At 64.1% G+C, this 16915-nt stretch carries 18 protein-coding genes; 9 read left to right on the top strand and 9 right to left on the bottom strand.

Annotated elements, in window-relative coordinates; translation table 11 throughout:
• Nucleotides 1-25: 25 nt before the first annotated feature.
• From JJE66_RS08600 to JJE66_RS08585, 4 genes are all read right to left on the bottom strand, one after another.
• The gene (locus JJE66_RS08600) at nucleotides 26-1156 is read right to left on the bottom strand and encodes an ABC transporter substrate-binding protein (protein ID WP_200513803.1); all 1131 of its coding nucleotides are present in this window, start codon (nucleotides 1154-1156) and stop codon (nucleotides 26-28) included.
• A 55-nt stretch (nucleotides 1157-1211) separates the two neighbouring features.
• Nucleotides 1212-2090, bottom strand: coding sequence for a shikimate dehydrogenase (locus tag JJE66_RS08595; RefSeq protein ID WP_200513802.1), 879 nt, complete (start codon nucleotides 2088-2090; stop codon nucleotides 1212-1214).
• 132 nt (nucleotides 2091-2222) lie between these two features.
• The gene (locus JJE66_RS08590; protein WP_200513801.1) at nucleotides 2223-3161 is read right to left on the bottom strand and encodes a LysR family transcriptional regulator; all 939 of its coding nucleotides are present in this window, start codon (nucleotides 3159-3161) and stop codon (nucleotides 2223-2225) included.
• A gap of 207 nt (nucleotides 3162-3368) precedes the next feature.
• Nucleotides 3369-3545, bottom strand: a complete 177-nt coding sequence (locus JJE66_RS08585; RefSeq protein WP_200513800.1) for a hypothetical protein — start codon at nucleotides 3543-3545, stop codon at nucleotides 3369-3371.
• 167 nt (nucleotides 3546-3712) lie between these two features.
• On the opposite strand from JJE66_RS08585, the gene JJE66_RS08580 reads away from it, so the two are divergent.
• The 7 genes from JJE66_RS08580 (at nucleotide 3713) to JJE66_RS08550 (ending at nucleotide 9060) form a co-directional block, all read left to right on the top strand.
• Nucleotides 3713-4441: a LuxR family transcriptional regulator gene (locus JJE66_RS08580; protein WP_200513799.1), complete on the top strand. Its 729-nt coding sequence runs from the start codon at nucleotides 3713-3715 to the stop codon at nucleotides 4439-4441.
• Nucleotides 4442-4526: 85 nt separating this feature from the next.
• Nucleotides 4527-5186 carry an acyl-homoserine-lactone synthase gene (locus tag JJE66_RS08575; RefSeq protein WP_200513798.1) on the top strand — a complete coding sequence of 220 codons (660 nt, stop codon included), beginning with the start codon at nucleotides 4527-4529 and terminating at the stop codon, nucleotides 5184-5186.
• 1 nt (nucleotide 5187) lies between these two features.
• On the top strand, nucleotides 5188-5406 hold the full coding sequence (locus tag JJE66_RS08570; protein ID WP_200513797.1) for a hypothetical protein: 219 nt from the start codon (nucleotides 5188-5190) through the stop codon (nucleotides 5404-5406).
• Between the two features lie 314 nt (nucleotides 5407-5720).
• The gene (locus JJE66_RS08565; RefSeq protein WP_200513796.1) at nucleotides 5721-6638 is read left to right on the top strand and encodes a branched-chain amino acid ABC transporter permease; all 918 of its coding nucleotides are present in this window, start codon (nucleotides 5721-5723) and stop codon (nucleotides 6636-6638) included.
• On the top strand, nucleotides 6635-7579 hold the full coding sequence (locus JJE66_RS08560) for a branched-chain amino acid ABC transporter permease (protein ID WP_200513795.1): 945 nt from the start codon (nucleotides 6635-6637) through the stop codon (nucleotides 7577-7579). Before JJE66_RS08565 ends, JJE66_RS08560 begins: the two co-directional genes overlap by 4 nt.
• Nucleotides 7572-8339 carry an ABC transporter ATP-binding protein gene (locus JJE66_RS08555; RefSeq protein ID WP_200513794.1) on the top strand — a complete coding sequence of 256 codons (768 nt, stop codon included), beginning with the start codon at nucleotides 7572-7574 and terminating at the stop codon, nucleotides 8337-8339. The genes JJE66_RS08560 and JJE66_RS08555 overlap by 8 nt, the downstream gene beginning before the upstream one ends.
• Nucleotides 8332-9060 carry an ABC transporter ATP-binding protein gene (locus JJE66_RS08550; RefSeq protein WP_200513793.1) on the top strand — a complete coding sequence of 243 codons (729 nt, stop codon included), beginning with the start codon at nucleotides 8332-8334 and terminating at the stop codon, nucleotides 9058-9060. Before JJE66_RS08555 ends, JJE66_RS08550 begins: the two co-directional genes overlap by 8 nt.
• Nucleotides 9061-9258: 198 nt before the next feature.
• Here the strand turns inward: JJE66_RS08550 and JJE66_RS08545 are convergent, their stop codons facing one another.
• The 3 genes from JJE66_RS08545 to JJE66_RS08535 all read right to left on the bottom strand — a co-directional run bounded on the left by JJE66_RS08545 (nucleotide 9259) and on the right by JJE66_RS08535 (nucleotide 12822).
• Complete coding sequence (locus JJE66_RS08545; RefSeq protein WP_200513792.1) at nucleotides 9259-9609, bottom strand: hypothetical protein; 351 nt, start codon at nucleotides 9607-9609, stop codon at nucleotides 9259-9261.
• A 288-nt stretch (nucleotides 9610-9897) separates the two neighbouring features.
• Nucleotides 9898-11334 carry a glutamine synthetase family protein gene (locus JJE66_RS08540; RefSeq protein ID WP_200513791.1) on the bottom strand — a complete coding sequence of 479 codons (1437 nt, stop codon included), beginning with the start codon at nucleotides 11332-11334 and terminating at the stop codon, nucleotides 9898-9900.
• A gap of 129 nt (nucleotides 11335-11463) precedes the next feature.
• On the bottom strand, nucleotides 11464-12822 hold the full coding sequence (locus JJE66_RS08535; RefSeq protein WP_200513790.1) for an aromatic ring-hydroxylating dioxygenase subunit alpha: 1359 nt from the start codon (nucleotides 12820-12822) through the stop codon (nucleotides 11464-11466).
• Nucleotides 12823-12934: 112 nt separating this feature from the next.
• Between JJE66_RS08535 and JJE66_RS08530 the strand changes: the two genes are divergently transcribed.
• The gene (locus tag JJE66_RS08530) at nucleotides 12935-13720 is read left to right on the top strand and encodes an IclR family transcriptional regulator C-terminal domain-containing protein (protein ID WP_200513789.1); all 786 of its coding nucleotides are present in this window, start codon (nucleotides 12935-12937) and stop codon (nucleotides 13718-13720) included.
• 115 nt (nucleotides 13721-13835) lie between these two features.
• On the opposite strand, the gene JJE66_RS08525 is transcribed toward JJE66_RS08530, so the two are convergent.
• Nucleotides 13836-14231 (bottom strand): group II truncated hemoglobin, encoded by a 396-nt coding sequence (locus tag JJE66_RS08525; protein WP_200513788.1) that lies wholly within the window; start codon nucleotides 14229-14231, stop codon nucleotides 13836-13838.
• A gap of 13 nt (nucleotides 14232-14244) precedes the next feature.
• Nucleotides 14245-15153, bottom strand: coding sequence for a helix-turn-helix transcriptional regulator (locus tag JJE66_RS08520; protein ID WP_200513787.1), 909 nt, complete (start codon nucleotides 15151-15153; stop codon nucleotides 14245-14247).
• Between the two features lie 133 nt (nucleotides 15154-15286).
• On the opposite strand from JJE66_RS08520, the gene JJE66_RS08515 reads away from it, so the two are divergent.
• Nucleotides 15287-16828 carry a benzoate-CoA ligase family protein gene (locus JJE66_RS08515; RefSeq protein WP_200513786.1) on the top strand — a complete coding sequence of 514 codons (1542 nt, stop codon included), beginning with the start codon at nucleotides 15287-15289 and terminating at the stop codon, nucleotides 16826-16828.
• Nucleotides 16829-16915 lie beyond the last annotated feature (87 nt).

Below are 16915 nucleotides of genomic sequence, written 5' to 3'. Positions count from 1 at the left end.
GGGAGAGGTGAAAGACCAGATCGCTTCACTTCACCTTCGGCAGCACCTGCTTCACGACCTGCTTGCCTTCGACGACCTCGACCAGGAAGCTCTGGCGGTCGATATCGCCGTTCTGATCGAAGGTGACGTCCATCAAGATGCCCGGCTCGTCCGCGGCCTTGATGGTCAGGCCATGCAGCGTGTCGGCGAACGCCTTGGAATCGACCTTGCCCATCTTCTCGGTGGTGGCCTTCACCATGTAGACGGCGAGGTAGCCCTTCAGGCCGTTATGGTCGGGCACGTAATTGTACTTCTTCGAGAAGCGGTCGCGGAAACCCTTGATCAGGTCGACCGGGGCATCGGTGGTGAGACCGACATGGCCGCGCGCGCCGTTGGCGGCGTCACCCGCGAGCTCAATCACTTTCTGGCCGATCAGCGTGGTCTCGCCCATCAGCGGCGCGGTGACGCCCTGGCGCTTCAGCTCCTTCAGGATGCGCGCGCTCTCTTCCTCGTTGAGATAGACGAACACGGCGTCGGGATTGGCAGCCTTGATCTTGCCGACGTCGGCGGCGAAGTCGGCCTGTCCCGCTTCGGTTGAGAGGTCGGCGACGACTTTGGAGCCGAGCCGCTCAAGTTCCTTGATGACGACGTCGCGCCCGCCGCGGCCGAAGTCATTGTTGACCCAGACCACCGCGACCGTCTTCGCCTTCATGTCGTCGTGGATGTATTTTGCGACCTTCGGCATCGAAGATTGCTGGCCGAACGAGGTGCGGAACAGGAACTTGTTGCCGGCCTGCGTCAGCTCGGCGGCTTCGCCGCCCATGATCTGCGTGATGCCGGCTTCGGCCGCGAGCGGCGCGGTGACCTTGACCGAGCCGGAATAGCCGGGCCCGAGCAACACATAGGGCTCGGCGTCGAGCGCCTTCTGCACTTGTGCGCGCGCCACGCCCGGGTTCGACTGCGAGTCGGCGTGGGTGACCTCTAACTTGCGGCCAAGCACGCCGCCCTTGGCATTGATCTCCTCGATTGCGAGGTCAATGCCGTTCTTCCAGTTGGTGCCGACGGTGGCGCCGCCACCTGAGAGCTCGGCGACGTCGGCAAGCTTGATCGCCTGTGCGAAGGCGCCCGTCGTCGTGATTGCGGTGAGCAGCGCGCCCACCATTAGCGTTGATTTCATCGTCCTCTCCTCCCGTTCCAATTTTGCAAGCGGCCTTGTGTCCGGCCGCTTCGCCTCAAGCTGCCTGATAGGCGGCGCTGCGCGCTGCCATCACGGCGTCAAAAGCCTCTCCCATGACGTCGGTCGACGGGGCAAGGCTGGTGAACAGTTCGAAGGCGTCGGCCGCCTGGTAGATCGCAAGTTCGCGCCCGGTCATGATCCGCGCGCCCTTCGCTTGCGCCGCGGCAAGGAGCGGCGTGATCAATGGCGAATAGACGGCATCAGCGACCCACAATTTGTCGTGCAGCAGCGCCGCCGGGACCGGCATGCCCCGGCTCGGCAGCATGCCGACCGGCGTGCCGTTGACGAGGCCGGTTGCGCCGTCGAGCGCGTCCTCGACGCTTGCGGTCACTCTGGCGCCGCCATGCCTGGCGAGCAGAGCGGCGAGTTTTTCGGCGCGTGCCGGTTCGCTGTCGAAGATGCGGATGTCGGAGACCTCAAGACCCGCCAGCGCAAAGGCAATCGCCTTGCCGACGCCGCCGGCGCCGATCACGGCCACCGCATTTCCGGAGCGCGCCAGCAGCGGTGTCACCGCGCGCGCAAAGCCGGTCGTGTCGGTGTTATGGCCGATCAGCCGGCCATCCTTCACGACCACGGTATTGACGGCGCCCATGGCGGCCGCGCCCGGCGCGAGCTCATCGAGCAACGGCACCACGGCTTCCTTGTAGGGAAAGGTGACGTTGACGCCGGCAAAGCCGAGCCGCCGCACGCCCTCGAGCATCATGCTGAGACCGGTCGCATCGGCACCGGCGACTTCGATGAGCTGGTAATGGCTGCGCAGGCCGAGTGCCTCGGCGGCGCGCTCGTGCATGGCAGGGGAGGCGGAATGGGCGATCGGCGCGCCGATCAGGCCGGTCAGGAGCTTTTTGGGGGCAGCAGGTCCGCGGCTAGACATGATCCACTATCGTCTCGTGAGGCGCGTTGATGTCGGGCCATTAGCGGGGAAATCCGCGCAATTCCAAGAGGGACGATAGTCTTTCCCCTGCCTAACACAATTACCCATTTATCTTCTAAACCTAACATAATGTTATTTCTTTCGCCCGCGCACGGAAGCGGCCTTGCCGTTGCCGCGGGACGGCTCGACCGCGCGCATCTCGGTGCGCAGGGACTCGATGAAATGCTCGACATGGAGCGACAGCGGCGCGCCGCGTTTGACCGCGATGTAGGTGTCGAACCGGGTCGGCTCGGTGATCTTCAACAGCTCGATGCCGGGATAGCCGCCATGGGCGACCGTGAACTGGTCGATGATGGCGATGCCGAGCCCGGCCTTCACCAGCGCGCAGACCGTGGTGCCGAACCGCGCGCGAATGGTGATGTTATACTCCAGCCGGTTGCGCGTAAAAATCTCGGCCATGATCCGGCCGTAGGGGTCGTTGGGATCGATGCCGATCAGCGGGTAGCGGGTAATCTCGGCGGCCGAGACCTGCTTGCGGTCGGCAAGCTCGTGGCCGGGCGGCACGATGCAATAGAGCTCGCCGGAGGCGAGCGGCATGAAGTCGAGCCCGGAATGCTCCAACCGGTAGCTCATCGCCACGCACTCGCCGCGGCCGAGCATGAGATAGTCGATGGCCTCCTCGAGCTTGAGGATGTTGATGTCGATGCCGAGATCGGGGTAGCGGCGGCGGACACGCTCGATTGCGCGCGGCACCATCACCTGCGAGATGCTCGGCACCGAGCCGATGCGCAGTTCCGACAACCCGCCGCGGCCGATCTTGGAGATGATCTCGGAGAGATCGTCGACCTTCTTGTAGACGCCGTTGATCTGCTCGAAGATGTTCTCGGCTTCCGGCGTCGGGAAATAGCGCCCGTTCTGGCGCTGGAAGAAGCGGATGCCGAGCGAGCGCTCGGTGTATTTGACCAGACGGCTGATCCCCGGCGCCGACACGTTCAACAGCTTCGCCGCGCCGCCAATGGTGCCCGTCACCATCACGGCACGGATCACTTCAACCTGGCGCAGCGTCATCATGAACAGGGATCCCAAAAGACGATCGTGGTGACGATCATCTCACGAGAGCCGTGATGTCATCCAGCGGCAAGTGTCTGTCGATCGAAGCGGCAGAAGGAAACCCGACTTCGCGACCAGGGCGTTTCGACTAAAATCAGCGGATTCAAATGGAGGCACGACAGTGTCGCGCGATCTCCTTCATCGGCCTCGCGCTTGTTGCAACGCGTTCTAGCTCGCCGGCCCCTCAGGCGACACGCTGCCCGGCCGCTCCGCGCGCTCGCTTTGCAGCACGTCGCGCGCGAACTCGATGATCTTCTGCTTGTTTGGCGTATCGTGGACCGCGAAGAACACGCGGTTCAATTCCAGGCCGAGCACGCTGTTGAGGGCGATGTTCTCATCTTCCATCGTGGCTTTCCCGCTCTAGACGTCTTAGGTGTAACTTGACGTCACTTCCTCCACAAGTAGATTAAATCATCGGTGCCGATGTCGCACCGGGAAACTACGGACGCGGTGAATTGAGGCCGTCCCCAAAGACGTGCTATACGGAACGGCGAGGGTCAGGAAACGAACCGATGTCCGCCGTGGATTATGGCCGGGAAGCGCTGGACTTCATCGAAGGGCTGGGAGCCTTTGGCAGGGTTCCGGATGCCATGGATGCGCTTGCGATGACGTTCGGCCGCTACGGCTTCGAGCATATCATCGTGACCGGCTTGCCGAATCCCGATCAGCGCTTTTCCCAGATGGTGCTGGCCAAGAAATGGCCCGCGGAGTGGTTCAGCCTCTATACCGCAAAGAGCTACGACCGCGTCGATCCCGTGATCCGGAAGTGCCGGCATACGGTCAACCCGTTCGAATGGTCGGAAGCGCCCTATGACGCCGACCTCGAGCCGGGTGCGGTGGAGGTGATGCGGCGCGCCGCCGATTTCCGCATGTCGCGCGGCTTCGTCGTGCCGATCCACGGCTTGACCGGCTACGAGGCCGGCGTCTCGCTCGGCGGCGTTCATCTCGATCTCAATGCCCGCAGCAAGCCGGCACTGCATCTGATCGCGATGTACGGCTTCGATCACATTCGCCGTCTGCTCGCGCCGTCGCCGCATCCGTCGGCGCGCCTGACCCCGCGCGAGCGCGAGGTGATCGCCTGGGCGTCGCAGGGCAAGTCCGCCTGGGAGATCGGCGAGATCCTGAACATCACGCAGCGCACCGCGGAAGAGCATCTTGCAACCGCTGCGCGCAAGCTCGGCGCCGTCAACCGGACGCATGCGGTCGCGATCGCGATCCGCCAAAGAATCATCAATCCCTGAAATCTTCGCCTACTGGGAAATTTCCCAATAGTCGGTTCGGCCGTTTTCGCTGAGGCTGTCCCCATTGCAAGCCATGGGGGAATTCATGATTCATGTCATTTCCGCCGTCAACCGGCACCTCTACGAAGACGTCCTCGATCAGCATTTCCGGGTCCGTCACGAGATATTCGTCGAAGAGCGAAAATGGGAGGCGTTGCGCAGGCCCGACGGCCGCGAGATCGACGCCTATGACAATGACGACGCGATCTACCTGCTCGCTCTGGAGAACCGCCGCGTGCTCGGCGGCTATCGCCTGTATCCGACCACCAAGCCGACCATGATGAGCGAGGTCTTCCCCCATCTCGCCGCGGTGCGGGGCTGCCCGGACGATCCGCAGATATGGGAGTGGTCGCGCTTCTTCGTCACGCGTGAGCGCCGCGACGGCGCCTTCAATCTGCAACTGATGGCGGCGGCGCAGGAGTTCTGCCTCGACCAGGGCATCGAGCGGCTCTGCCTGGTCATGGAGACATGGTGGCTGCCGCGCTTCCACGACATCGGCTTTGTCGTCACGCCGCTGGGATTGCCGGCGCTGATCGAGGATTCCTGGACCATGGCCGCGACCATCGAGGTCCGCCAGGACTCGCTCGACATCGTTCGCGATCGTATCGGGATGAAGAACGTCGTCCATCAGGACGGACCGCGTCTCGATTGTATCGCCCGTGCCAACCTCTGCGGCCGCACCGCCGCCCAACGAAAGAGCGCCTGAGATGTCGAACATGATGCGAGACAGCCAAATCATGGCGCAAACCAAGGACGAGAACCTCGGCTACATGTCCGACATGGCGCTCGAGCTCGCGCAGATGGCGGAAGACACCGGATTGGCGACGCTGGCCTACCTGTTCCGGATGGCCGCGCTGGAGGCCTCGACGGCCAATAGCGAGCTCGCCGAGCCGGACGATCTTCCTCATCAGATCACGTCGCACTAGACGTAATCCCCTTTTCATTCCGACACGTCGCGCCCTTTCCCCGGCAACGGGGGGAGGGTTATCGTTTGGGTGCGGCAGGTCGACAGGCGCGGCTGCCTTCTTGCACCGTGTGGACCAGCAACGTGCGGGCAAGGCGCGGCCGTCCGGCGCGCCAAGATGCAACAAAGTGCATGTCAGGCGCGGAATCGCTCTTGCTTCGGAACGATACTGCCATTACCCATTTTTGGGCCTTGAAGAGGCAGGGGGAGCTCATTCACTGATGGCGACTGTGTTCGAACATCGGCGCGCGTCCGCGCGCGCCTGAAAGAGTTTTGATGCTGCTCGTCGTCGAACAGTTCCTGAACGGATTGCAGTTCGGCCTGCTGCTGTTCCTGCTCGCCGCCGGCCTGACGCTGGTGTTCGGGATCATGGATCTCGTCAACCTCGCGCACGGCTCGCTCTATATGATGGGCGCCTATTTCGCCGCGACTTTCGCGGCGTGGACCGGCAGCTTCCTGCTCGGCGCGCTGCTCGGGCTGGGCGCGACCTTGCTGCTCGGCATCGTGCTCGAGATGACCGCGCTGCGGCATCTCTATGGCCGCGATCATCTCGACCACGTGCTCGCGACCTTCGGTCTGATCCTGTTCTTCAATGAAGCCGTGCGGCTGATCTGGGGACCGGCCGGACTTGCACTGCCGCTGCCGGCCTGGCTCACCGTGCCGGTGCCGATCCTGCCCGGCATTCACTATCCCGCCTACCGGCTCGCTATCATCGTCGTCGCGCTGCTGGTGGCGCTGCTGCTCTATCTCGGTGTGATGCGCACCCGCATCGGCATGCTGATCCGCGCCGGCGCCTCCAACCGCGAAATGATCGGCGCGCTCGGCATCAACATCAAGCTGCTCTACACGCTGGTGTTCGGTCTCGGCGCCGCACTCGCCGGCCTTGCGGGCTTGATGCAGGCGCCGATCCTCACTGTGCAGATCGGCATGGGCGAGAACATCCTGATCCTCGCCTTCGTCATCATCGTGATTGGTGGCATCGGCTCGATCCGTGGCGCATTCCTCGCCGCGATCTTCGTCGGCATGATCGACACGCTCGGCCGCGCCTTCCTGCCCGATCTGCTGCGCCAGGTGCTGAGCGGCGCTGCTGCCTCTACCGCGGCGCCCGCGCTGTCCTCCATGCTGATCTACCTGCTGATGGCGATCGTGCTGGTGGTGCGGCCGGAGGGGCTGTTTCCGGCCAACCGTCGATGAAGCCTTTCACGGTGAGCAAGGCCGCCACGGCCCTGATGCTGGCGGGCCTCGTGCTGCTGCCGCTGTATTCGCAGCTGTCCGGCAACATCTTCATCCTGACGCTGTTCACACGCGTCGTCATCCTGGCGCTGGCCGCGGCAAGTCTCAACCTCATGATGGGGTATGGCGGCATGATGAGCTTTGGCCATGCCGCGTATCTCGGCATCGGCGGCTACGCGGTCGGTATGCTGGCGCAGGAAGGCGTCGGCTCCGGCTTCATCCAGTTTCCGGTCGCGCTCGCGGCCTCCGCGATCTACGGGCTGGTGATCGGCGCGCTCAGCTTGCGCACCCGCGGCGTCTATTTCATCATGATCACGCTGGCGTTCGCGCAGATGGCCTATTACGTCGCCTCGGGCCTTGCGCGCTACGGCGGCGACGACGGCCTCACCATCTACAAGCGCAGTGATTTCTCCGGCTTGATCAACCTGTCGAATCGAACGCAGTTCTACTATCTCTGCCTCACCTGCCTCCTCAGTGTGATCTTCCTGATCTGGCGCATCGCCAATTCGCGCTTCGGCATCGTCGTGCAAGGGTTGCGCTCGAACGAGCAGCGCATGCAGGCGATCGGGTTTCCGGCAAAACGCTACCAGCTCGTCTGCTTCGTCATCTCCGGCATGATGTGCGGCCTCGCCGGTGCGCTGCTCGCCAACAACACCGACTTCATCAGCCCGGCTGTGATGTACTGGACCCGCTCCGGCGACCTGATGGTGATGGTGATCCTCGGCGGCATGGGCACACTGTTCGGCCCTGTCATGGGCGCGGTGGTCTATCTGCTGCTGGAAGAGTTCCTGTCGCAGATCACCGAATATTGGGCGCTGATCATGGGGCCCCTCCTGCTGCTGGTCGTGCTGTTCGGCCGCGGCGGCATCATGGGCCTGCTCGGGAGGTTCAACCGTGACTGAACCGCTGCTCCGCGTCGAAAAGCTGGTGCGCCGCTTCGGCGGGATCACCGCAACGGACAACGTCTCGCTCGACGTCGCGAGCGGTGAGCTGCACGCCATCATTGGTCCGAACGGCGCCGGCAAGACCACGCTGATCAGCCAGCTCACCGGGCATCTCGAGCCGCATTCCGGCAGCGTATCGCTCGGTGGCCGCGACATCACTTATCTGCCGGCCTATCGCCGCTGCGCGCTGGGCCTTGCCCGTTCGTTCCAGATTACCTCATTGCTATTCGACTTCACCGCCGCCGACAATGTCGCGCTGGCGGCGCAGGCCCATGCCGGCCATTCCTTCCGCTTCTTCGCCAATGCCCGCAAGGAGAAAGGCCTGCGCGACGCCGCCCGTGCCGCGCTCGACCGCGTCGGCCTGTTGCACCGCGCCGACGTCGTGGTGAACAGGCTCAGCCATGGCGAGCGCCGCGAGCTCGAGCTTGCGGTGGCGCTGGCGAGCGAGCCGAAGCTTTTGCTGCTCGACGAGCCGATGGCCGGTCTCGGCGTTACCGAGTCCCAGCGCATGGTGAAGCTGCTTCAGGAGTTGCGCAAAGAGGTCTCGATCGTGCTGGTCGAGCACGACATGCCCGCGGTGTTCGCGCTCGCCGACCGCATCTCTGTGCTGGTCTATGGCCGTGTCATTGCCTCCGGCGATCCAGCCGCGATCCGCGCCAACGAGGACGTCAAGCGCGCCTATCTCGGCGACCAGCATGTGGTGACGCACCATGTCTGAAAAAGTGGTGGCTGACACACTGCTCGACGTCGAGGGCATCGAGACCTGCTACGGCCTCAGCCAAGTGCTGTTCGGCCTGTCGCTGTCGATCAAACCGGGCGAGATGGTCTCGCTGATGGGCCGCAACGGCATGGGCAAGACCACGACCATCCGCTCGATCATGGGCCTGACGCCGGCGCGCGCAGGCAGCATCCGCTTTGCGGGTACTGAAGTCCGGCAGCTGCCATCGTATCGGATCGCCAAGCTCGGCGTCGGGCTCGTGCCAGAGGGACGCCAGATCTTCCCCAACCTCACCGTGCGCGAAAATCTGGTCGCAGCTGCCGCCGATCGCTTTGGCAATGCCAAACCCTGGACGCTGGCCGCGATCTACGTGCTGTTCCCGCGGCTTGCCGAGCGGGCCGCCAACATGGGCAACCAGCTCTCCGGCGGCGAACAGCAGATGCTCGCCATCGGCCGCGCGCTGATGACCAATCCAAAGCTGCTGATCCTGGACGAGGCGACCGAAGGTCTCGCACCGCTGATCCGCGAAGAGATCTGGAACTGCCTTTCTATGCTGAAGAGGCGGGGCCAATCGATCCTGGTGGTCGACAAGAACGTCGACCACCTCGCCCGCATCTGCGACCGCCACACCATCATCGAGCGCGGCAAGACGGTGTGGAGCGGCACCTCGGACGAGCTGATGGCCGAGCCGGATCTGCAGCATAAATATTTGGGGATTTAGAGAGGCGGAGGCGAGGGGTGGAGGCGGCCTCGCGTCTTACATTCAGTGTCTTCCCGGCGAAGGCCGGACCCATACCGCGGAATCTATCCGGTACGGTCGCTGCTAGTTCCGAACGATGAGTCTTTGCCAAACGTCTCCTTCTGGCTATCGGTCCCGGCCTTCGCCGGGACGACTCTGGGGGCGAGCTTAGCGGCCGAACTACCAATAAATCCCATGCCGGTGCAGCTCGCGGATCACGCGTGCCTCGGTGGACGGCCGGTGGTGCTTCGGCTTGACCGTCTCGGTCGCGCTGGCGGCCTGGATGGGCGTAGCGGCCGGAGCTATTGCGGATGGCGCGGTTGTGACCGGCGGCGTTGAAGCCGGTGCGGTGGTCGCCGTCTGGACATTCGTCGCCGGCGATGCCGCGGGTGCCTGCGGCGTGACCGGCGCTGCCGGCTCAGTTGCCTGCTGGCTCGAATTGGTCGCTGCGAGGCTCAGGCTGCGCGGACCGCCGGCATGGGCTTGCGTTGCGAGCAGCGATATTGCCGCGATCAGGATCAGCTTGCGCATGAAACACCCCTATTTTGTCGCTCTATCTTGCCTGACGGGTAGCCGGCTGCCGCTAATGGGCGAGGCGGTGCGTACCGATGCCGACCAGGGTCGACCGGCAGGACAGGCGATAGATCAGGCTGAACAATTGACCCCACATGACCGAACTCCCTTGTTGATCATCAAGCTAGCCTAGATCCGCTCTTTTTCAGGCGTTTTTCGTTGGCCGGGAAAATGGCTTCGTCGGGTGCTTTTAAAATGTCGCCGGAACCGCTCGGACGAAGTCGCCTCACGGCGGCGTGAGGCGCGTCAGAACATCTCGAAATATTCGCGGTGCTCCCAGTCGGTCACGTCGGCGAGGAAGCGGTCGATCTCGGCGTTCTTGATGTGGGCGTAATAGTCGACGAACTCGGCGCCGAATTTCTCGCGGAAGAACGGGTCGTCCTTCAGCGCGGTCACCGCTTCGCGCAGCGATTTCGGCAGCAGCGGCGCTTCGGTCTCATAGGGCGTGTCGGCCGAGGGGCCGGGCTCGAGCTTGCGGTCCACGCCGTCGAGACCCGAAAGAACCTGGCAAGCCATGTAGAGATAGGGATTGGCGGCGGGCTCGCCGACGCGATTCTCCAGGCGCGTGGCGGCATCGTTCGCGCCGCCGAGCACGCGGATCATCACACCGCGATTGTCGCGGCCCCAGATCGCGCGGTCCGGTGCCAGCGAATAGGAGCGGTAGCGCTTGTAGCCGTTGATGGTCGGCGTGGTGAACACGGTGGCTGCGCGGGCGTGGTCGAGCAGGCCGGCGAGGTAGGCGCGGCCGAACGCGCTGAGCGGTTCGCCGCCTTCCTTGGCCATGAACTGGTTCTCGCCGCTCGCCCGCGAGACGACCGACTGATGCAGGTGCCAGCCGCTCGCGAACAAATTCGGCAGCTTCGGCCGGCACATGAAGGTGGCGTGATAACCGTGGCGGCGCGCGATCTGCTTCACGGCCGAGCGAAACAGCACCATATTGTCGGCGGGCTCCAGCCCCTTCTTCGGCGCGAAGGTGAACTCGCATTGGCTCGGCCCGAACTCGACCTCGACGGTGCGCAGGGGCAGCCCGAGCGCGATGATATCGCGGCGCAGAATCTCCAGCACCGGCTCCATCTGATCAAAACGCTGCTCGGTGAGGTACTGATAGCCGTGTGAGAGCAGGCTCACCGACGGCGGCGTGCCGGGCTGTCCCGCGTCTTCCGCGCGCATATGCGGGTCGTCGAGCTTGAAGATGTGAAATTCGACCTCGAGCCCCGCGACGAAGTCACAGCCGCGGCTGCCGAGCTCGTCGAGCGCTTTTCGATAGAGTCCGCGCGTTGCGAACGGCACCGGGCGGCCGTCGTTGAAATAGAGATCACAGAGGACCCAGCCCGTGGTCGGCGCCCACGGGAGCACGCGAAACGTGGTGGGGTCGGCGACCATCAGCACGTCGGCCGCGCCTTCCATCTCCTTCATGCCGAAGCCGCCGCCTGATGTGAACACCGGGAACACCGTGCGGTGCGAGGTGTCCTTGGCGAGCATGGTGGTGGTGATGGAGCAGCCGCTCTCCAGCGAGGCGATCGCCTCGGCGGCGATGATGGTCTTGCCGCGCAAAATGCCGTGCTGGTCGGGGAAGGCGAGGCGGATGACCTCGAGGTTCTTCTCCTCGACGAGACGACGCATGCGCGTCGCGGCGTCCTTCTGCTCATTCGACCACAGCGCATGACGCGCGACGAAAGTCACTGTGCTACTCCCTCAACTGCCGTAGGTGGGCAAAGCGAAGCGTGCCCATCGCCTCTATCGCCCGAACGGATGCATGGTGGGCACTGCGCTTTGCGCCGTTGCCCACCCTACGGTGTCCGCGCATGAACGTCACTCCGCCGCTGTCAGCCGATGCACGTTGTCTGCGATCTCCTTCGGTACCGGCGCCGACCACGGGGCGCCGCGGCGGCGCTTGACGTCGACTTCCATCCAGTAGGTCTCCCAGCCCCGGGTCGGCCCGATGCCGTCCATGGTCGCCGGTCCCTGGATCGAACGCGCATTGGCCTCGTCCAGGAACAGCATCGGCTTCTCGCCGCCGCCGACCTTCTCGATCTCCTGCCGCAGCAGGCGGCGATATTGCACGATCGCCTTGTCGCTGGTGCCGAGATGCTCCTTGGTGCGATCCTGGATCGCGCCCATCGATTCCACCGCCCACTGGTCGTGGACGTTGATGTCGTTGCCCATGCCGGTATAGGTCGCGGTCTGCTGCTCGTGCGGATCGAAGCCGTAATCGTTATTGCTGTTCTTGCGCGAGACGTAGTCGGGCAGCTCGTAGAGCTCGAGCCGCTGGTCGCGCATCTTCTTTTTGTCGACCGGGTTCGAATAGCTGGTGAAGATCGCGTACCAATAACAGTTCTCGTCGTCGACCGGCACGTGCCACTGCGTGATCGTCATCTCCGTGCTCATGGGGATGACGAAGCCGTGCGGGAAGAGCTGGTTGGTGACGCGCACATGCGTCCGCTCCTCGTCGATCTCGCGCAGCGCGATCAGCCGCAGGCCATATTCGGTGTGCTCGACATTGATGATGGGGCGGTCGTACTCGCGCAGGATTTTCGTCATCGGCAGGTCGCTTCCAGCGGACGCGCCGCGGAACTGCTTGCCGTAGGCCGTTGAAGTGTCCTCGTCCTCGAAGAAGCGATGCAGATAGGAAGCGTGGGCGGGATCGATGCCGACCTCCAGCGCCTGCAGCCAGTTGCAGGCCATGTGACCCTTGAAGGCAAACGTGTGCGTGCCGGGCGCGACGAAGCAGTCAAGCTCCGGAAATGCCGGTGGCTCGCCCTCGCCGAGATAGGCCCAGAGGATGCCGCTCTTCTCCACCACCGGATAGGAGCGCTGGCGGATGTTCTGGCAGAGTTTTGAATCTTTCGGCTCCGCTGGCGTCTCGATGCATTGGCCGGTGGCGTCGAACAGCCAGCCATGGAAGGCGCAGCGCAATCCGCCATGTTCGAGCCGTCCAAAGGCGAGGTCGGCGCCGCGATGCGCGCAGTGACGATCGATCAGGCCGTAGCGGCCGGTCTCGTCGCGGAACAGCACCAGATTTTCGCGGAGCAGTTTGACGGGGCGGATCGGCCGCGCGCCTTCGAGTTCATCGACCAGGGCCGCCGGCTGCCAGTAGCTCCGCATCAGCTTCCCGCAAGGGTCTTTCGGCCCGGTGCGGGTAATCAAGTCGTTCTGCTCCTGGCTCATCATGGCGGTCGTGTCCTTTTTCTGGAGACGTTTTGTTCGCCTATTGAACGAATGGGCGAATTATGACATGCCTTCGAACGGCAGCAAGCACTATTTTGCAGGACATTCCGGACCCATGCCCAAGCTGAAGCGGAGCGAGACTGACGAACGCGCGACGGATTTCGTCGAAAGCCTCGATCGCGGCCTGCGCCTGTTGCAATGCTTCGGCACCAACTCTGGCCCGATGACGCTGAGCGATCTCGCTCGCGCCGCCGAGCTGCCGCGTGCCACTGCGCGGCGCATGCTGTTCACGCTCCAGCGCGGCGGTTTTGTCAGTGGTGACGGAAAACTGTTCTCGCTGACGCCGCATGTGCTGACGCTGGCGGCGTCCTATCTGCGCTCCAACCAGCTCGTCGCGGTGTTGCAACCGGTGCTCGATTGCGTTGCGACAGCGGCGAACGAAATCTCCTCACTCGCGGTGCTCGACGGCGACGACGTCGTGTTCGTCGCCCGCAGCAGCCCGGCGCGAATGTTCTCCGGCGGATTGGAGATCGGCTATCGCCTGCCGGCCTTCTGCACCTCGGTCGGCCGCGCCATGCTGGGGCAGCTCGATGATGCCGATTGTCTCGCGCGCCTGAAGGCAACGAAGCGCGAGGCGCTGACGCCACAGACGGTGATCGATCCCAAGGCGCTGCTGGCGCGCATCGCCGCCGACCGCGCGCAAGGCTATTCGCTGGTCGACCGCGAGGCCGAGCCGCATTTCCGTTCGATCTCGGTGCCGGTGCGCCGCTACGACGACGTGATCGTCGCCGCAATCAACATGGGCGCCCATGTCGATCGCGTGCCGGCGCAGGAACTGATCGACCGTTTCCTGCCGTTGCTGCGCGATGGTGCGGAGTCCGTTCGATCGCAACTCCTGTAGCTGTGTAGGGTGGGTTAGCGCAGCGTAACCCACCATGCCTCCGCAATTGTGGAACGAAGTTGGTAGGTGACGCCGCGCTAGACTAACCCACCCCACGAAGCTTGCTCGGCGACTGTCACTGCCGGTTGCGCATCCAGTCGGCGAGGCCGGACAGCGCCCGATCGAGCTCCTGCCGCGCGGCAGTGTCAGTAACCGTCTCCTCCATCGCCCCATGCATGCACAGCAGCCACGCGTCGCGCTCGGCATCCCCAATGGCGAAGCCGATATGCCGTTGGCGCAGCCGCGGATGGCCCTTCTCGACCGAGTAGAGTTTTGGCCCGCCGGTCCATTCGGTGAGATAGCGCTTCAGCACGTCCCTGATCGGGCCGAGATCATCCGCATGCATGGCGCGGATGGTCTTCGCCTCCGGCAGCGTGTCCATGCGGTCGTAGAAGCGGTCGACGAGACGGTCGATCGCGGCACGGCCGCCGACCCGCTCGAACATGGAGATTGTGACGTCGCTGTCGGTCATACGAATCTCCGAACTACAGCGCCACGCTCCGCAGGCCAAAGCTGCGGGCTTCGTTCTGGAGCACCGGTCGCACCGCATCGATCAGCCGCGCAGCCGCGGCGTCCACCGACAATCCCGCCGTATCCACCACCGCCGTCGCGCGCGCATAGAGCGGTTCGCGGCTGAGCAAAATGTTGCGCAGCTCGGCCATCGCGGAGCGGTCGTCGGCCATCGGGCGGAGATCGCCCTGGCGGCGGACGCGGGCCATGTGCTCCTCGGGCTCGGCCTTCAGCCAGATCGTATAGAACGACGTCAGGATTTGGTCGAAGGTCAGGGGCTCCGAGACGATGCCGCCGCCGGTCGCCAGCACCATCAGTTCGTTGCGCGCGAGCAGCTGTTGCAGTGCAGCCTGCTCCATGCGGCGAAAGCCTTCCTGGCCGTAAAGCGCGATGATCTCGGCGACCGAGAGGCCATTCTGCTGTTCGACCTCCTTGTTGAGCTCGACGAAGCTCCAGCCGATCTTCTTCGCCAGCATCCGCCCAAGCGTCGATTTGCCGGCGCCGCGCAGGCCGATCAGCGCAATGCCGCAGAACGGCGCGCGCCGCGGCGCGGAGGCGCTGCCGCCGGCGAGCAGATCTTTTGCCTGCGCGATCTGCGCCGGCGTTGCCTTGCGCAGCAGGTCGCGAAACATCTGCCAGTCCGGCGTCGGATCGGCTGAGGGAAGCAGGTCTTCGAGATGCGCGCCCATCGCGTCCGAGACGCGGCGCAACAGCACGATCGAGACGTTGCCCTTGCCGCTCTCGAGCTGCGCGATGTAGCGCTCCGAAATTCCGGATACTTTGGCGAGCACTTTGCGCGACATGCCACGCAGCGCGCGCATGGTGCGCACGCGCTGGCCGAGCTGTTCGAGAAAGCGGGATTCGGCGTCGGGACTGTCGGTCATGAGGCTTCTTTAGCGGATGCCTTCTTTAAAGGGGCCGGCGCATGTTAGTGAAACATAATGCCTGATGGCATTGACAGCAAGCTGTCACAGTGTCTTTCTATGAATTATAATTCTAAATTCGGGGGAGACGACCGTGAGCGAGGGATCCTACAACGCGGTGACCTGGCTGCTCGACCGTAACGTCGAGGAGGGCCGTGGCAGCAAGACCGTGTTCGACGACACCGTCTCGCGGCTCACTTATGGCGAGCTCCAGCAACAGACCCGCCGCGCGGCCAACATGCTGCGCCGGCTCGGCATCCGCCGCGAGGAACGCGTGGCGATGATCATGCTGGATACGGTCGATTTCCCGATCGTGTTCCTGGGCGCGATCCGCGCCGGCATCGTGCCGGTGCCGCTGAACACGCTGCTGACATCAGAGCAATACGCCTACATCCTCGCCGATTGCCGTGCGCGTGTGCTGTTTGTTTCCGAGGCGCTCTATCCCGTCATCAAGGACGTCGTCGGCCGCATGCCGGATCTCGAGCATGTCGTGGTCTCCGGCGCCAAGCAGAACGGCCACAAGCAGCTCGCGGAAGAACTCGCGCGCGAGAGCGATCAGTTCACGACCGCTGCAACGCATCCCGACGAGCCGGCGTTCTGGCTCTATTCGTCCGGCTCGACCGGCATGCCCAAGGGCGTGCGTCATCCGCATGCGAATTTGCAGGCGACGGCGGACACCTATGCGCGCCAAGTGCTCGGCATTCGCGAGAACGACGTCGGTCTCTCCGCTGCAAAACTGTTCTTCGCTTACGGCCTCGGCAATGCGCTGACCTTCCCGATGTCGGTCGGCGCGACCACGATCCTGAACAGCGAACGGCCGACGCCGGCGCGGATGTTCGACCTGATGAACCGCTACAACCCCTCGATCTTCTACGGCGTGCCGACGCTGTTCGCGGCGATGCTCAACGACGAGGCGATGAAGAGCGAGCGCGGCGGTGGTGCCTTGCGCATCTGCACCTCGGCCGGCGAGGCGCTACCGGAATCTGTCGGCAATAGCTGGAAATCGCGCTTCGACGTCGACATTCTCGACGGCGTCGGCTCGACCGAGCTCTTGCACATCTTCCTGTCGAATGCGCCCGGCGACATCAAATACGGCTCGTCCGGCAAGCCGGTGCCCGGCTACGCGGTGCGGCTCGTCAACGAGGCCGGCCAGGACGTCGCCGACGGCGAGGTCGGCGAGCTCCTGGTCGATGCGCCCTCCGCCGGCGAGGGTTACTGGAACCAGCGCCAAAAGAGCCGGCGCACGTTTGAAGGACCGTGGACCCGCACCGGCGACAAATATGTTCGCGACGCCGAAGGCCGCTACACCTTTTGCGGCCGCGCCGACGACATGTTCAAGGTCTCCGGCATCTGGGTCTCGCCCTTCGAGGTCGAGAGCGCGCTGATCACGCATCCCGCCGTGCTGGAAGCCGCCGTCGTACCCGAAGCGGATCCGGAGGGCCTCTTGAAGCCAAAGGCTTTCGTCGTGCTGCGCCCCGGCGTGAAGACGACGGATCTTCAGGAGATGCTTAAGGAGCACGTCAAGCAGAAGATCGGCCCGTGGAAATATCCGCGCTGGATCGACGTGGTGGACTCGCTGCCGAAGACCGCGACGGGAAAGATCCAGCGGTTCAAGCTGCGCGAGGGCACGAACTAGCCACAGCCGTCATGGCCGGGCTTGTCCCGGCCGTCCACGGGCAGCCCCGAACGAGGAAAGACGTGGATGCCCGGGTCAAGCCCGGGC

The sequence above is a fragment of the Bradyrhizobium diazoefficiens genome (genome assembly GCF_016612535.1).
In the GTDB taxonomy this organism is placed as follows: Bacteria; Pseudomonadota; Alphaproteobacteria; order Rhizobiales; family Xanthobacteraceae; genus Bradyrhizobium; species Bradyrhizobium diazoefficiens_C.
Note: the sequence above shows the minus strand (reverse complement) of the source record. Positions and strands in the feature narration are given on the sequence as shown.

Coding starts and splice junctions, on each gene's coding strand:
- JJE66_RS08600 (WP_200513803.1), bottom strand. CDS start 1,156: ATGAAATCAACGCTAATGGTGGGCGCGCTGCTCACCGCAATCACGACG.
- JJE66_RS08595 (WP_200513802.1), bottom strand. CDS start 2,090: ATGTCTAGCCGCGGACCTGCTGCCCCCAAAAAGCTCCTGACCGGCCTG.
- JJE66_RS08590 (WP_200513801.1), bottom strand. CDS start 3,161: ATGATGACGCTGCGCCAGGTTGAAGTGATCCGTGCCGTGATGGTGACG.
- JJE66_RS08585 (WP_200513800.1), bottom strand. CDS start 3,545: ATGGAAGATGAGAACATCGCCCTCAACAGCGTGCTCGGCCTGGAATTG.
- JJE66_RS08580 (WP_200513799.1), top strand. CDS start 3,713: ATGTCCGCCGTGGATTATGGCCGGGAAGCGCTGGACTTCATCGAAGGG.
- JJE66_RS08575 (WP_200513798.1), top strand. CDS start 4,527: ATGATTCATGTCATTTCCGCCGTCAACCGGCACCTCTACGAAGACGTC.
- JJE66_RS08570 (WP_200513797.1), top strand. CDS start 5,188: ATGTCGAACATGATGCGAGACAGCCAAATCATGGCGCAAACCAAGGAC.
- JJE66_RS08565 (WP_200513796.1), top strand. CDS start 5,721: ATGCTGCTCGTCGTCGAACAGTTCCTGAACGGATTGCAGTTCGGCCTG.
- JJE66_RS08560 (WP_200513795.1), top strand. CDS start 6,635: ATGAAGCCTTTCACGGTGAGCAAGGCCGCCACGGCCCTGATGCTGGCG.
- JJE66_RS08550 (WP_200513793.1), top strand. CDS start 8,332: ATGTCTGAAAAAGTGGTGGCTGACACACTGCTCGACGTCGAGGGCATC.
- JJE66_RS08545 (WP_200513792.1), bottom strand. CDS start 9,609: ATGCGCAAGCTGATCCTGATCGCGGCAATATCGCTGCTCGCAACGCAA.
- JJE66_RS08535 (WP_200513790.1), bottom strand. CDS start 12,822: ATGATGAGCCAGGAGCAGAACGACTTGATTACCCGCACCGGGCCGAAA.
- JJE66_RS08530 (WP_200513789.1), top strand. CDS start 12,935: ATGCCCAAGCTGAAGCGGAGCGAGACTGACGAACGCGCGACGGATTTC.
- JJE66_RS08525 (WP_200513788.1), bottom strand. CDS start 14,231: ATGACCGACAGCGACGTCACAATCTCCATGTTCGAGCGGGTCGGCGGC.
- JJE66_RS08520 (WP_200513787.1), bottom strand. CDS start 15,153: ATGACCGACAGTCCCGACGCCGAATCCCGCTTTCTCGAACAGCTCGGC.